This is a genomic window from Paraburkholderia bonniea (genome assembly GCF_009455625.1).
In the GTDB taxonomy this organism is placed as follows: domain Bacteria; phylum Pseudomonadota; class Gammaproteobacteria; order Burkholderiales; family Burkholderiaceae; genus Paraburkholderia; species Paraburkholderia bonniea.
In genome coordinates, this window is the sequence record NZ_QPEQ01000001.1 from 2,277,048 (window position 1) to 2,292,320 (window position 15,273).

15 protein-coding genes are annotated in these 15,273 nt (G+C 59.8%); 8 read left to right on the forward strand and 7 right to left on the reverse strand.

Annotated elements, in window-relative coordinates:
* The first annotated feature begins 11 nt into the window (after positions 1-11).
* The 7 genes from GH656_RS09890 (at position 12) to GH656_RS09920 (ending at position 8,026) form a co-directional block, all read left to right on the forward strand.
* Entirely contained in the window at positions 12-944 is a 933-nt protein-coding gene (locus GH656_RS09890) for a 2-hydroxyacid dehydrogenase (RefSeq protein ID WP_153075723.1), read from the forward strand.
* Positions 945-1,006: 62 nt separating this feature from the next.
* Positions 1,007-1,981, forward strand: coding sequence for a 2-dehydro-3-deoxygalactonokinase (locus GH656_RS09895; RefSeq protein ID WP_153075724.1), 975 nt, complete (start codon positions 1,007-1,009; stop codon positions 1,979-1,981).
* A gap of 32 nt (positions 1,982-2,013) precedes the next feature.
* Positions 2,014-2,667: a 2-dehydro-3-deoxy-6-phosphogalactonate aldolase gene (locus tag GH656_RS09900; protein ID WP_153075725.1), complete on the forward strand. Its 654-nt coding sequence runs from the start codon at positions 2,014-2,016 to the stop codon at positions 2,665-2,667.
* Between the two features lie 172 nt (positions 2,668-2,839).
* Positions 2,840-3,853, forward strand: a complete 1,014-nt coding sequence (locus GH656_RS09905; RefSeq protein ID WP_246184243.1) for a porin — start codon at positions 2,840-2,842, stop codon at positions 3,851-3,853.
* 72 nt (positions 3,854-3,925) lie between these two features.
* Positions 3,926-5,653, forward strand: a complete 1,728-nt coding sequence (locus GH656_RS09910; RefSeq protein ID WP_153075727.1) for an IlvD/Edd family dehydratase — start codon at positions 3,926-3,928, stop codon at positions 5,651-5,653.
* 59 nt (positions 5,654-5,712) lie between these two features.
* Positions 5,713-7,059 (forward strand): MFS transporter, encoded by a 1,347-nt coding sequence (locus tag GH656_RS09915; protein WP_153075728.1) that lies wholly within the window; start codon positions 5,713-5,715, stop codon positions 7,057-7,059.
* A gap of 43 nt (positions 7,060-7,102) precedes the next feature.
* The gene (locus GH656_RS09920) at positions 7,103-8,026 is read left to right on the forward strand and encodes a dihydrodipicolinate synthase family protein (protein ID WP_174769735.1); all 924 of its coding nucleotides are present in this window, start codon (positions 7,103-7,105) and stop codon (positions 8,024-8,026) included.
* A 204-nt stretch (positions 8,027-8,230) separates the two neighbouring features.
* On the opposite strand, the gene ppa is transcribed toward GH656_RS09920, so the two are convergent.
* Positions 8,231-8,764 (reverse strand): inorganic diphosphatase, encoded by a 534-nt coding sequence (gene ppa / locus GH656_RS09925; RefSeq protein WP_153075729.1) that lies wholly within the window; start codon positions 8,762-8,764, stop codon positions 8,231-8,233.
* A 220-nt stretch (positions 8,765-8,984) separates the two neighbouring features.
* Here ppa and GH656_RS09930 point away from each other — a divergent pair, with 220 nt between their 5' ends.
* Positions 8,985-9,455 (forward strand): SixA phosphatase family protein, encoded by a 471-nt coding sequence (locus GH656_RS09930; protein WP_153075730.1) that lies wholly within the window; start codon positions 8,985-8,987, stop codon positions 9,453-9,455.
* Positions 9,456-9,562: 107 nt separating this feature from the next.
* Here the strand turns inward: GH656_RS09930 and phoR are convergent, their stop codons facing one another.
* The 6 genes from phoR to pstC form a co-directional block, all read right to left on the reverse strand.
* Positions 9,563-10,879 carry a phosphate regulon sensor histidine kinase PhoR gene (phoR, locus tag GH656_RS09935; RefSeq protein WP_153075731.1) on the reverse strand — a complete coding sequence of 439 codons (1,317 nt, stop codon included), beginning with the start codon at positions 10,877-10,879 and terminating at the stop codon, positions 9,563-9,565.
* 100 nt (positions 10,880-10,979) lie between these two features.
* The gene (gene phoB / locus GH656_RS09940; protein WP_153075732.1) at positions 10,980-11,681 is read right to left on the reverse strand and encodes a phosphate regulon transcriptional regulator PhoB; all 702 of its coding nucleotides are present in this window, start codon (positions 11,679-11,681) and stop codon (positions 10,980-10,982) included.
* A 29-nt stretch (positions 11,682-11,710) separates the two neighbouring features.
* A complete protein-coding gene (gene phoU / locus GH656_RS09945; protein WP_153075733.1) occupies positions 11,711-12,415 on the reverse strand; it encodes a phosphate signaling complex protein PhoU in 705 nt (234 codons plus the stop codon).
* Between the two features lie 77 nt (positions 12,416-12,492).
* Positions 12,493-13,329, reverse strand: coding sequence for a phosphate ABC transporter ATP-binding protein PstB (gene pstB / locus GH656_RS09950; protein ID WP_153075734.1), 837 nt, complete (start codon positions 13,327-13,329; stop codon positions 12,493-12,495).
* A 13-nt stretch (positions 13,330-13,342) separates the two neighbouring features.
* Positions 13,343-14,239: a phosphate ABC transporter permease PstA gene (pstA, locus tag GH656_RS09955; protein ID WP_153075735.1), complete on the reverse strand. Its 897-nt coding sequence runs from the start codon at positions 14,237-14,239 to the stop codon at positions 13,343-13,345.
* Positions 14,236-15,222 carry a phosphate ABC transporter permease PstC gene (gene pstC / locus GH656_RS09960; protein ID WP_153075736.1) on the reverse strand — a complete coding sequence of 329 codons (987 nt, stop codon included), beginning with the start codon at positions 15,220-15,222 and terminating at the stop codon, positions 14,236-14,238. The genes pstA and pstC overlap by 4 nt, the downstream gene beginning before the upstream one ends.
* Between the last annotated feature and the right edge of the window lie 51 nt (positions 15,223-15,273).

A 15,273-nucleotide genomic window follows, 5' to 3' on the forward strand; every position in this document is an offset into this window, starting at 1 on the left:
CCGGAAAAGCTATGAAACCCAGTCTGCTCGTTGTTGCCAGGTTGCCCGATGCCCTACAGCACCAACTGAATACGCATTTCGATTGCCACCACGCCACGCAACTCGACGAAGCCAGCCTGGCAGCACTCGCGCCCAGGCTGCGCGGGATTGCCGCCAACGGCGAATCAAGCGTGACGCGCGCGCTGATCGCGCGCTTACCGGCCCTCGAAATCATCGCCGTGTTTGGTGTTGGCTACGACGGCATTGATGTCGAGGCAGCGCGTGAGCACGCGGTGCATGTCACCCACACGCCGGACGTCCTGACCGACGACGTCGCCGATTTCGCCATCGCGCTGCTGCTCGCCACCGCGCGCCGGGTAGTGTCCGCCGACCGTTTTGTCCGGCGCGGACAATGGCCAGCGGGGCAATATCCGTTAAGCACGCGGGTTTCCGGCAAGCGCCTCGGCATCGTCGGCCTGGGCCGCATCGGCCAGGCCATCGCACAACGCGCGGCCGCCTTCGGCATGCACCTCGCCTATACCGGCCGCAGCCGTAAAACGGATGTCAGTTACGCATGGTTCCCCGATCCTCAAACACTCGCTGCCAACGTTGATTTTCTGGTGGTGTGCGCCTATGGCGGGCCGACCACACGTGCGCTCATTGATGCCCGGGTACTCCAGGCGCTCGGGCCCAACGGCTTGCTCATCAACGTGGCACGTGGGTCTGTCATTGATGAAACAGCGCTGGTCAATGCGCTGCGCGAGAACACAATTGGTGGTGCCGGGCTTGATGTCTTTTGCCATGAACCACAAGTACCCGCCGCGCTGTTTGATCTCGACAACGTGGTGCTGACACCTCACATGGCCAGCGGTACAGCATCGACCCGCCAGGCTATGGCCGATCTCACGTTCGACAACCTGGACGCGCATTTTTCGGGGCGGCCCCTGCCAACACCGGTGCCCTGAACCCGCGAGAGCCAATAGCCAATACCTGCCATCCACCCAACAACCATAAACAAGGTGACTGCATGCACGCGCCTCAAGCGCAACTCATTGCACTGGACTGGGGAACCTCTTCGTTAAGGGCCTATCTGCTCAGCGCACAAGCGACTGTCCTGGAGCAGCGCCATCGGCCGTGGGGCCTGATGCAGCTTCCCAATGGCGGAACTGCCGCAGCCTTTGCCCAGGCTTTCGATGAAATCTGCGGCACCTGGCTAGACGCAGCCCCCACGCTGCCGGTGATCGCCGCCGGCATGATTGGCAGTGCGCAAGGCTGGCGCGAAACGCCCTATCTCGCGCTGCCGGTCGATCTCACCCGGGTCGGTGAGCAACTGACGCGCATCGAAACCCAGCGAGGGAACGTCATTCACGTCGTCCCGGGTCTGATCGAGCATTCGTCATTGCCTAACGTGATTCGCGGTGAGGAAACCCAAGTCATTGGCGCACTGCACATGCACCCGCCATCCAGCCAGACGAATGTCCTGGTCGGCCTGCCCGGCACGCATTCCAAGTGGGTCCGCGTGAACGGCACGCGCATCGAACACTTCGATACGTTCATGACCGGTGAGGTGTATGCCGCGCTCCGCGACCATACGATCCTGAGCCGCACGATACAAAGCTCGATACCCGCTGACGATGAGGCCTTTGAACGAGGCCTGCGGGTAACGCTCTCCAGCGAAGCCTCAATTGGCGTGCTGTCAACGATCTTCAGTTGCCGCACGCTGGGGCTAACCGGTGCCTTGCGGCCTGGCGCGCAAGCGGACTATCTCTCTGGCTTGCTGATCGGCCATGAACTGGCGGGGCTTCACGCCAGCTCAGGCTTGCCTGCCAGAACCGGGCCTGACACGCCGCATATCGTGCTAGTCGGCGACGCCGCGCTCTGTCAGCGCTACACCCGCGCACTGTCCTTCTACGGGCACTCACGCGTCGAGATCATCGAACACGCCACCGAGCATGGGCTCTGGCAACTCGCGCGACAGGCCGGGCTCATCGGCCCCGCGTGATCTGACAAACCAAACCATTGAAGGAACGGGCAATGATCGAACAAACGTTAAGCCAATGTGGCCTGGTGGCGATTCTGCGTGGTGTCACGCCAACTGAGGTCGAAGCGATTGGCAGCGTGCTTTACGAGGCGGGCTTGCGCATCATCGAAGTGCCGCTCAATTCACCCGAGCCATTGCAGAGCATCAACGCCTTGCGCCAGCGTTTGCCCGCAGATTGCCTGATTGGCGCAGGCACGGTGCTCACCCCTGAACAAGTCACTTCGGTACGCGCTGCCGGCGGCGAGTTGATCGTCATGCCGCACAGCGATCCAAGCGTGATTCGCTGCGCCAGGGAAGCCGGGCTGATCGCCATGCCTGGCGTGGCAACGCCGACTGAAGCATTTGCCGCGCTCGCGGCAGGTGCTGATGCACTCAAGCTGTTTCCGGCTGAACAGCTTGGCCCAGCCGTACTAAAAGCCTGGCGTGCGGTATTACCGCAAAAACTTGCGTTGCTGCCGGTGGGTGGCATCACGCCAGCCAGTCTCGCCACTTTTGTAGCCGCAGGCGCAAACGGCTTCGGTCTGGGCAGTGCGCTGTACAAACCTGGCCAGAGTGCCGCGGAAGTTGCACTGCAGGCGCGTGATTTCGTCGCCGCATGGCAGCGCGCTCAGGCGGGCTCGCAGGCGGGCTCGCAGGCGGCCCGTTAGCAGCGCAACAGCACTAGCCGCATTAGCAACACTAGCGGGCTAGCCGTAAGGCATGCCCCAGCACACCTGGCACCGAACCAGACGGTCAAACCCAGAACTTGAGAAAACAAGATTCTGGAGACATGGAGACAGCAGCATGGCTTTACGAGATTCACTTATTTTTGGCAGTTCGATGACATTACTTAGCTGTACTGCACTGGCACAAAGCTCAGTCACCTTGTACGGCTTGCTCGACGTAACGATGCGCTACACCACCAACCAGACCACAGACGGCAAAAGCAATCTGCGCATGGCTGACGGCCCGCTGACGGGTAGCCGCTGGGGTATCCGGGGCGTGGAGGATCTCGGCGGCGGCACCAAAATCCTGCTGGTTCTCGAATCCGGCTACTTCCTGCCTAACGGCCACAGCTTGCAGGGTAGGCGGCTCTTTGGCCGGTCCTCCTACGTCGGCATCCAGGGTACGGCTGGCACGCTGACGCTGGGCCGCCAGTACACCACCATGCACGAGATGATCCCCACCTATGACGCAATGGGCTTGTCCAACTATGCAGTGGTGGGGTTCCAGGGCGGCAACTACACCGGCGACAGGCAGGACAACATGGTGAAGTACACCTTTACCTACGGTGGCGTGACACTCAAAACTCAGCACTCCTTTGGCAATGTGGCCGGCAGCTTCTCGCGCAACGCGACGGATGGCATCTCGCTGGCTTATGCCAAAGATGGCTGGCAGGTAGGCGGGGCCTATCAGGTCATCCACGACCTGACACGTTTTTATGATTTGACCGTGCCATCGAGCCTGCAGCGCATCTGGAGCGTCGGCGGCAGCTATGCGATCCCGTCCGGCACGTTGTTTCTAGGCTATACCCATAGCTGGATTGATAACGCCGACTACCGTAACCAGGCGGTCAACGTCGGCGTCAAATACTTCATCACACCCTTCACGCAATTCATCACGGCCATTACCGGGGACCATCTCCAGCACGCTGGCACTTCCGGCAACCGGCTGACCAGTGCCGTGATGCTCGACTACAACTTGAGCAAAGCCACTGATATTTACGTCGAAGCCGATTACTCCCGGCTAGGCGGCGCATGGGTCACGTTTGCAGCGCAGCCCTCGTTTGTCACGCCCTTTTACGGCAAAAACAATCAGTTCAGCTTCTCACTCGGCCTGCGCCACCGCTTCTAAAGCGCTTCAAACGCTTAAACCTTGCACACCCCGACAAAAAATTTTCGCCTCCTCTTACCTCACGGATGAGTCATGGACAACATCACCAAGAAACCCCTCCGCAGCCAGGCCTGGTTCGGCAAGGCCGACAAGGACGGCTTTATTCACCGCTCCTGGATGAAAAACCAGGGGCTGCCACATCACCTGTTCGACGGCCGGCCGGTCATCGGCATCTGTAATACATGGTCTGAGCTGACGCCGTGCAACGCGCATTTCCGCGAGCTTGCCGAATACGTGAAAAAAGGCGTGTACGAAGCGGGCGGGTTTCCGGTGGAGTTTCCCGTGATGTCGCTAGGCGAATCGAATTTGCGCCCTACCGCCATGCTGTTTCGCAATCTGGCTTCCATGGATGTGGAAGAGTCGATTCGCGGCAATCCCATTGATGGCGTGATCTTGCTGTGTGGTTGCGACAAGACCACGCCTGCGCTGCTGATGGGTGCCGCGTCGTGCAATCTTCCAAGCCTGGCGGTGTCAGGCGGGCCAATGCTGAACGGCCGCTATCGCGGCCAAACCATCGGCTCTGGCACGGGCGTGTGGCAAATGTCCGAACAGGTTCGTGCAGGCACGCTCGGCCTCGATCAATTCATCGAAGCTGAAAGCGGCATGAACCGCTCGCGCGGCCACTGCATGACCATGGGCACGGCTTCGACCATGGCCAGCATGGTCGAAGCGCTCGGGATGGGACTGCCGCACAACGCTGCGATTCCCGCCGTCGATGCGCGCCGTCAGGTGCTGGCGCATATGGCCGGACGCCGCATCGTGGAGATGGTCAGGGAGGATCTGACGATGGACAAGATCCTGACCCGCGCAGCGTTCGAGAATGCGATTCGCGCCAACGCTGCAATCGGCGGCTCAACCAATGCCGTCGTGCATCTGCTGGCCATTGCCGGCCGCATCGGCATCAAGCTGAAACTCGAAGACTGGGAGCACGGCTCTGATGTGCCATGCCTCTTGAACCTGCAGCCCTCCGGTGAATTCCTCATGGAGGACTTCTACTATGCGGGCGGCCTGCCCGCTGTGCTCCGTGAGCTAGGCGAAGCTGGCCTGCTGCATCGTGAGGCGCTGACGGTCAATGGCCAGACCATCTGGGACAACGTCGGCACAGCCGAATGCTACGACCGCAAAGTGATATTTCCGGTAACGGCACCATTCAAGCCCAAGGCCGGCATTGCTGTGCTGAAAGGCAACCTGGCACCCGATGGCGCAGTCATCAAACCATCCGCGGCAACGCCAGGACTGTTGCAGCATCGCGGCCGGGCGGTGGTCTTCGACAGTGTCGAAGACCTGCACGCGCGCATCAATGACGACAGTCTGGATATCGATGCCAGTTGCGTGATGGTGCTCAAAGGCGCGGGCCCCAAGGGCTACCCGGGGTTTGCCGAAGTCGGCAACATGCCGCTGCCCGCCAAGGTACTCAAGCAAGGCATTACCGATATGGTGCGGATTTCTGATGGCCGCATGAGTGGCACTGCCTACGGTGCCGTCGTCTTGCATGTCGCACCAGAAGCCGCTGCTGGTGGCACGCTCGCGCTGGTACAAAACGGCGACATGATCGAACTCGACGTAGCAGGCCGGCGCCTGCATCTCGACGTCGACGACGCAGAACTCGCACGCCGCCGTGCCGCGTGGCAAGCACCCGATGTGCCCAGCCGCGGCTGGAGCAAGTTGTATGTCACTAGCGTCCAGCAAGCCAATCTCGGCGCAGACCTTGATTTCCTCGTCGGTGCGAGCGGCGCGGCCGTCCCGCGCGACTCGCATTAACCAGGCCAGGTATTAATCAGGATTAGCCAGGATTAACTGGCCGAACAGGAGAACCCTACATGTCGCTGAACACGCCAGCCGTTGAAGGCGAGCTGATTATCCGGCGCGCCACACTCAAGCTCATGCCGTTGCTGGGTTTGCTGTATCTGATCGCTTACATTGACCGGCAAAATATCGGCTTTGCAAAGCTGCAAATGGTTGCCGATCTAGGCATCAGCGAGGCCGCCTATGGCTTGGGCTCGTCGCTATTTTTTATCGGCTATCTGCTATTTGAGATCCCGAGCAATCTCATGCTCGACAAGATCGGCGCACGCCGATGGTTCGCCCGCATCATGCTGTCGTGGGGTGCCGTAACCGTTGCACTCGCGTATACGCACAACACGACAATGTTTTACCTGCTGCGCTTTCTGCTCGGCGCATGCGAGGCGGGTTTCTATCCTGGCGTGATGTATTACCTGACGCTATGGTTTCCAGCGCGCTATCGCGCGCGCCTTGTCGGCTATTTCATGATCGGCAGCGCAGTAGCGAACGCGATCACCGCGCCGATCAGCGGCGTGCTGCTCGACTTCGACGGTTTGCTCGGCTTGCGCGGCTGGCAGTGGGTGTTTCTCGTCACCGGCATGGCTGCGGTGCTGATGAGCGGCGTGGTGCTCAAGATCCTGCCCGAAACGCCACGCACAGCACGCTTTCTTAGCGAGCCCGAGAAAAACTGGCTGCTCTCGACGCTACAGGCTGAAGCCGCACGCATTGCGCCAACCGGCCATAGCAACCCATTCGCGGTCTTGCTTGACCGGCGCGTGTTGCTGATGGCGTTTTACTTCCTGTTTTTTCCACTGTCCGCGTATGGCCTCAGCTACTGGTTGCCAACGGTCGTCCAGGGGTTCGGTGTCAGCAATACGATCAATGGCCTGCTGAATATCATCCCGTGGGTGATGGTCGGCATTGCGCTGTGGTGGGTGCCGCGCCGCTCCGTCGCAAAGAACGAGCAGACCTGGCATATCGTGGTGCCAACACTCTTCGGCGCGTTGTGCCTGCTGCTGAGCGTCTTCGTGCCCGGCCACACGTTGCAGTTCATCTGTCTGTGTTTCGCTGCAGCGGGCATGTTCGCTGGCCAGCCCGTGCTGTGGTCGCTGCCCAGCCGCTTTCTGACCGGTGCGAATGCCGCCGCAGGCCTCGCCGCGATCAACTCGATCGGCAACCTCGGCGGTTTCATTTCGCAGAACGTCGTGCCGATCATCAAGGAGCACACCGGCAGCGTGATCGCTCCCATGCTGTTTCTGTCTGCCTGTCTCACGTTCGGTGCGCTGATGACCTTTGTGATGCAAGCGGTCATTCGCCGCTCAGAACAGCGCGATGCCGCCATGCAGCCTGCTTCGGCTCAGCTTCAGCGCGAGCATCTTCACTAACCACGAACTCTCTGACAAACCCTCTGTACTGGACTTACACGTGATGAACTACCCTGCCGTCCGCCCGGCTGATATCGCTGGCATCTATCCGATCCTTTACGCGTTCTTCGATCGCGCCAACCGGCTTGATCGCGCTGCGATGCGGCGGCAGATGGAAGCCACGATACAGGCGGGAGCGCCCGGCGTCGCCGTGCTCGGGCTGGCGACCGAAGTCAACAAGCTGTCGCAAACCGAACGGCAACAAATCATTCAATGGGCCCGCGAAGATAGCGCAGGCGCGGTGCCGCTCGCGGTCACCATCACCGGCAGCTCGGTTGAGGCGCAGCGCGAACTCGCGCAATACGCGATAGCACAAGGCGCGAGCTGGCTCATCCTGCAACCGCCGCCCCTCGTGGCGGGTGCCGCGCCACAAGCGGAATCGTTTTACTTCGATTTCTTCGCCGCCGTGATGGATGGGCTCGACATCACGGTCGGGATTCAAAACGCACCTGAATACCTGGGCGTCGGCCTCACACCGGCAAGTCTTGAGCAGCTCGCCGCGCAGTGCCCCAACTTTCGCGTGCTCAAAGGCGAAGGCCCGTCGATCGTATTAGCCGAAGCCGTTGCCCGCGTCGGGCATCTGATGCCCGTTTTCAATGGCCGCGGCGGCCTGGAACTGATCGACAATCTGCGCGCCGGTTGCTCGGGCATGATCGTCGCGCCCGACTGCTTCGACTGGCAACACCATATCTATGAGGCGTTCAAAAGAGGTGACATCGAGCAAGCGGAAGTGCTGTACCAACAGGTACTGCCCACTATCGTCTTCGTGATGCAGTCGCTCGATACGCTGATTTGTTATGGCAAGCGCATTGCGGCATGGCGCATGGGCTTCGATGTTTTACGCGACCGCGATGTGAAATTGCTGCCGAGCGGCTTTGGCCTGGAGGCAGCGAAGCGGTTTGCCAGAATGCTCGGGCCACTGCACTGATCTGGCCGCCTGGTTGAACTTTGATTGAACTTTGACTGGAAGCGCGCGCACGAAACCGAAATATCCGGCATCCAGACAGCAACAAAAAAACCGCGTGGCTCTTAATGAGCACACGCGGTTTTTCCAGACCTGCTTTAGCCAGAAATCAAACCCGAACCGCTAAACCCGCCCTGGCACCCTCTGGCCAACCCTCAACCCAGCCATTCAAACAGACTTGCCGAAATTCGCCACGCCATCGGCGATTTCCTTATGCGCGGCATCCACCCCCGCCCAGCCTTCAACCTTCACCCACTTGTTTTTCTCAAGCGCCTTGTATTGCTCGAAGAAATGCTTGATCTGGTCTTTCAGATACGCCGGCACGTCATCCACTGATTTCAGGCTGGCGGTCATCGGGCACACCTTGTCATGTGGCACGGCGATCAGCTTGGCGTCGACACCTGCTTCGTCGGTCATTTGCAGCATGCCCAGCGCCCGGGCCCGCACCACCGAGCCAGCCAGCAGCGGGAACGGGGTGATTACCAGCACGTCGACGGGATCGCCATCACCTGACAGCGTTTGTGGAATAAAGCCGTAATTCGCTGGATAACGCATACCGGTGCTAATAAACCGATCGACGACGAGCAGGCCCATTTCTTTATCGGCTTCGTACTTTACCGGCTCGCTTTGCGCGGGAATTTCGATGATGACGTTGAAGTCATGCGGAAGGTCTTTGCCTGCGGGGACGTGATTGAAACTCATGAGCACTCTCTAATCGGAAGGAATTCGGAAGGTAGCGGCGAAGCAGTGCCAAAACCTGCACCGTCATGCCCAAACCACAAGGCCCGCATTATAGCCAATCAGCCCTGTTCAACTGGTGCTCACACCATTTGCCCACATACGCTGCAGCGGCACAAAATTGCACCTTCCCATGGCCTGGCGTAACGTGATGCCCCTTGCCCCCTCATCAGGAACCACGTCAATGAACCTCATTCTCTGGCGTCATGCCGAAGCCGAAGACTACGCTGCCAGCGATCTCGCCCGGCCCTTGACGCCCCGTGGCCAGCAACAGGCTCAAGCCGTCGCGCAATGGCTGCAGGCCCGCCTCGATCCCGATGCCGTGGTGCTCGCCAGTCCAGCGCTGCGCACGCGCCAGACGGCTCAGGCACTCAGCGAGCACTATCGCGTGGTGCCACTGCTCGCGCCGGATGCGAGCGTTGCAGAAGTACTCAGCGCGGCAGGCTGGGCGGATGGCAGCGTGGCCAATACGGTAGTGATCGTCGGCCATCAACCAACGCTCGGGCATGTCGCCGCTCATTTGCTGGCAGGCGAGCGCCGCAGTTGGCCGCTGCAGAAAGCTGGCCTGTGGTGGTTGCAACACCACATGGCTGGCACAGATCAGGGCGCGAGCACGGCACTTCTGCACGCCGCACTGACACCCGACCAGGTTTGATGAACTCGATGAACGGAATAAACCAGTGTGGCCGCACGGCCCACACGATTTACGCCGATGCCAGCGCACACCAGACGTACCCCAGGCGCACGGTATCAAGCGCGGCATCAATCTTCGGAAGACGCCTCGCACCACACCGTGCGCGACACCGGAAACTGCACTGAGAAAGTGCTACCGCGCCCTTCTTCGCTCTTGATCTCGAGCCGTGCATCGTGCCGTTGCAGCACATGCTTGACGATCGCCAGCCCCAGCCCCGTGCCACCGGTATCGCGCGAACGGCTGCGGTCCACCCGGTAAAAACGCTCCGTGAGCCGTGACATATCAGCAGCAGGAATACCCAACCCGCTATCGCTCACCGCGAACACAGCACAGCCCATCACGTCATGCCAGACCACATGAATCGTGCCGCCATCAGGGGTGTAGCGAATGGCATTCGTCACCAGATTGCCAAGCGCACTCAGAATCTCGCTCTCCACCCCCGCCACGCTCAAGCCCAGGTCGCTAGCAAACGTGAGGCGATGCCGCCCACCCGATAAATTCTCCGCATCGTCGCGCAGATGCCGCAGCACTGCGCGCATATCGACGATGTGCTCGCCAGGCGGGCGGCTATCGCCTTCGAGCTTCGCCAGCACCAGCAAATCACTCACGATGTGCTGCATCCGTGCAGCCTGTTGCGCCATCAGCTCCAGATAGCGCTGCCGCTCGGCCTCGCCCAGCGGCAACTCGCGCATGGTTTCGAGAAACCCTGACAACACCGTCAATGGCGTCTTCAGCTCATGCGACACGTTAGCGACAAAATCACGCCGCATCGCATCCGTGCGCTCCAGCTCGGTAATGTCTTGCGACAGCACCAGCTTGCGGCGCTCGCCATACGGAAACACCTGCACGGACAACACGTTGTAGCGCGCTTCACCCATCCCCGACATCACCAGCGTGCCGTCGTACTGATGCGCGTTCAGATAGCGCACGAACGTAGGCTGGCGCACCAGATGCGTGATGTGCTGGTGCAGGTCACGCTGTGCATCGAGACCAAAATGCGTCTGCGAAATCGCGTTGCACCACTCAATCCGGTCATGTTGATCGAGCAGCACCACACCGTTGGGCGAAGCCTGAATCGCCTGAATAAACCGCGCATGCTGCTGCTCAATCTGCCGCACCTGGCCGTGCCAGCGTTTGGCGAGCTTGTACAGGCGGTAATAAATTTCGCCCCAGACACCCGACGCGCTGGGCACTTCGCCATACGCGGGCGCGTCGAGCAAACGCCACAGCCGTTGCTTGTGAAACGTCCCGGACAGACTTTGTGCCAGCAGCACCACCACCGCCAGCACCAGCGCCGCCGTCACGCCTGCCAGCGCGCCAGCGACGAAGCACAGCAAGCCCAGCAAAACGATGGCGATGAGAGAGCGCGTCCAGATCGGATTCATGAGCGAGCGCTCAGCGAGAACACAGCAGGAAAAAACGGGAGCGTGCCACAAATCATGAAGCACGCACTACGGGATGCTCGTTCCAGCCAGGCACGCATGCTCAGGATGCCTTGGCGAGGCGGTAACCGCTGCCGCGCACGGTTTCGATCATCGCATCGCAACCAGCAGGCTTAAGCGCCGCGCGCAGACGCTTGATATGCACATCCACCGTGCGCTCTTCGACAAAAACATGATCGCCCCACACCTGATCGAGCAATTGCGTGCGGCTATGCACGCGCTCGGGATGGGTCATGAAAAAGTGCAGCAGGCGGAATTCGGTGGGTCCCAGATCAAGCTTGATCTCGCCTGCGGGCGCATGCGCCGCCACCCGGTGCGTGACGGGATCAAGCCGCAAGCCGTCGATCGACACGACATCCTCCGTCAGTTGCGGCGCACGGCGGCGCAACACCGCCTTGATCCGCGCCATCAGTTCTTTAGGCGAGAACGGCTTCGTCACGTAATCATCTGCGCCAATTTCGAGGCCAAGCACTTTGTCCTGCTCGTCACCGCGCGCGGTCAGCATGATGATCGGAATATGCTTCGTGCGCTCGCTGCCACGCAGTTCACGAGCAAACGCAACCCCTGACTTGCCCGGCAACATCCAGTCGAGCAGCACCAGATCCGGCAGCACATCACCGATCAGATGCGCCGCCTGTTCTGCGTTATACGCACGAATCGCAAAGTAACCTGAATGCTGCAGATTGACCGCGATCAACTCAGCGATCGCGGGTTCGTCTTCGACCACCAGAATGCTGCCAGGCATCGTCACCTCTTGATTGAAACCAGTTGAAGTTAGCTCAAGGCCTCACGTTCGAGCTCATCGGGCGACTGATGCCGCACATCCTTGCCCTTGACGATGTAGATGATGAATTCGGCGATGTTCTTCGCGTGATCGCCAATGCGCTCAATCGCCTTGGCGATAAACAGGAAATCGAGCCCAACCGAGATTGAGCGCGGGTCTTCTGTCATGTAAGAGATCAGCTTGCGCACGAACGCACGGAATTCTTCGTCGATGGCTTTGTCGTCGCGCACGATCTGCGCGGCCGCCACCGTATCCAGCCGGGCGAAGGCATCCAGCGCACGCCGCAGGATCGACACCGCCAGTTCGCCCGAGAGCTTGATCTCCGCGATATTGATCGTGCGCGCGGCACCGTCTTCCATCAGACGCCGGGTGCGCTTGGCAATTTTTTCGGCTTCGTCGCCCGCGCGTTCAAGGTTGGTGATGGTCTTTGAAATCGCAATCAGCAAACGCAGATCGCGGGCCGCTGGCTGACGGCGCGCGATGATGTTGCTGCACTCTTCGTCAATTTCGATTTCCATCGCATTCAGCCGAGCCTCGGCCGCGATCACCTGATCGGCCATGTCGGCATCGAAATGATTCAGCGCGTGCATCGCATTCACAATTTGTGATTCAACGAGGCCACCCATTTCGAGCACCTTCGAAGATACGAGATTCAGGTCAGCATCGAACTGGCTGGAAAGGTGTTTATCGGACATATCGTGCTCCGTGGTCAGGCCAGTGGCAGGCAAAAAATAGCGGGCAAAAACGGCAGCCTGAGATGCGCTCAGCCCAGTCAGCCAAAACGGCCGGTAATGTAGTCTTCGGTTTCCTTGCGGAGCGGCTTGATAAAGATTTTTTCAGTTTCGCCAAACTCGATTAATTCGCCCAGGTACATATAAGCGGTGTAGTCCGAGCAGCGTGCGGCCTGCTGCATGTTGTGAGTGACAATCACGACCGTGTAATCGTCTTTCAGCTCGGCGATCAACTCTTCAATCCGGCCAGTCGAAATGGGGTCCAGCGCGGAACACGGCTCGTCGAGCAACAACACATCCGGGCGCACCGCAATCGCGCGTGCGATACACAGACGCTGCTGCTGGCCGCCAGAAAGCCCATAGCCGTTTTGTCCCAGCTTGTCTTTCACTTCATTCCAGAGCGCGGCCTTGGTCAGCGCCCACTCCACGCGATCCTCCATTTCGGAGCGCGACAGCGTTTCAAACATCTTCACGCCAAACGCAATGTTGTCGTAGATCGACATTGGAAACGGCGTTGGCTTCTGAAACACCATGCCCACCCGCGCGCGCAGCAACGAAATATCGCGCCGGGAAGTCAGCAGGTTTTCGCCATCCATCAGGATCTCGCCTTCGGCACGCTGCTCGGGATAAAGCGCATACATCTGGTTAAAAGTGCGCAGCAACGTGGATTTGCCACAACCTGACGGACCGATAAAAGCCGTGACCTTGTGCTCGGGAATCCGCAAGTTGACATCTTTCAGCGCATGAAACTTGCCATAAAAGAAATTCAAATGATTGACCGAGATCTTCGCGGCCGCGTGCGGCACGGGCCTCAGGCTTGCACCCGCGCGCTCAAACCCGCGCGCTGGTTTATTGGGAGAGAGTTCGCTCAGATTCATCACCTGGTTTTCCTTAGCGTTTCGAGAAGATCGTGCGTGCGAGGATATTCAGCCCCAGCACGCAAAGCGTAATCAGAAAGACTCCGGCCCATGCCAACGACTGCCACTGGGCAAACGGGCTCATCGCAAACTTGAAGATAGTCACGGGAAGATTGGCAACTGGCTGGCTCATGTCCCATGTGAAGAACTGATTCGACAGCGCAGTGAACAGAAGCGGCGCGGTTTCACCCGCGATACGGGCCACGCCCAGCAGCACACCGGTCACGATGCCCGCCGTAGAAGCCTTAAGCGTGATTGACAGCACCATCTTCCATTTCGGCGTGCCCAGCGCAAAAGCCGCTTCACGCAGCGCATTCGGCACGAGCTTGAGCATGTTTTCCGTCGTGCGGATCACAATCGGAATCTGCAACAGCGCCAGCGCGATCACCCCAGCCCAGCCACTGAAATGGCCCATCTTGAGCACCACCAGCGCATACACAAACAAGCCCACGATGATTGACGGCGCGGACAGCAAGATATCGTTGACGAAACGCGTGATGCTCGCCAGCCAGCTTTTTTGTCCGTACTCGGCCAGAAACACCCCAGCCAGAATACCGATCGGCGTGCCCGCAAAGGTCGCCAGGCCAACCATCATCAGGCTGCCGACAATCGCATTGGCGAGCCCACCGCCATCGGTATTAGGCGGCGGCGTCGACTCAGTAAACAACGCCAGCGACAGCCCGCCCACACCGAGCCGCAACGTGGTGAACAAAATCCAGATCAACCAGATCAAGCCAAACACCATGGCTGCCAGCGACAAGGTCAACGCCACGGCATTGGTCACCCGGCGACGGCGCTGCAAACGCACCCGCATGGCTTCGAGTGCGGCCCCACCGCTTGACGCGGGCATGTCGGACATTGGCTGGCTCATTTCGCCCCCTCCTTGCGTTCAAGGCGCAGCAGCATCAGCTTCGACACCGACAGCACGATAAAAGTAATGACAAAGAGAATCAGGCCCAACTCCATCAAGGCCGCGGTATGCAAGCCCGGGCTCGCTTCGGCAAACTCATTGGCCAGCGCCGACGTGATGCTATTGCCCGGCGAAAACAGCGACACGTTATCCAGCAAGTTGGTGTTACCGATCACGAAGGTCACCGCCATGGTCTCGCCCAGCGCCCGGCCAAGGCCCAGCATGATGCCGCCGATCACCCCGGTGCGCGTGAACGGCAGCACGATCTTCCACATGACTTCCCACGTGGTGCAACCCACGCCATACGCCGATTCTTTCAGCAGCACCGGCGTGACCTCAAACACATCGCGCATCACCGAAGCGATGTACGGAATAATCATGATCGCCAGAATCACCCCTGCGCACAGGATGCCAATGCCAATCGGCGCGCCGCGAAATAACGCACCCACAAACGGTATGCCGCCCAGCACATGGCCTAGCGGCTTTTGAAACCAGGAAGCAAAAATCGGCGCAAACACTAACAGCCCCCACATGCCGTACACAATCGACGGAATCGCGGCGAGCAGTTCAATGGCAATACCCAGCGGACGACGCAGCCAGGCCGGAGAGAGTTCGGTCAGAAACAGCGCAATGCCAAAGCTGACAGGCACAGCGATCAGCAAGGCAATGACTGATGTGGCTAGCGTGCCGTAAATCGGAACCAGCGCACCGAACTGATCGGCAGGAGGGTCCCAATCGGCATTCCACAGGAAATTCCAGCCAAACTGCTGAATCGACGGCAGCGACGCAATCACTAACGACACCACGATGCCGCCCAGTAGCAGCAGCGTAATGGCAGCGCATGCACGGGTCAGCGAGGCAAAAATCAGGTCCCCGAAACGGCCCGGAGCTCTGGGCGCAGCAGACACGCGAGGCTGGTTCGGCACAGGATGGACATCGGACATGAGAACCCATTCCAGAAAAGGCGCACCACCTCACGTGATGCTTCGGAGAGC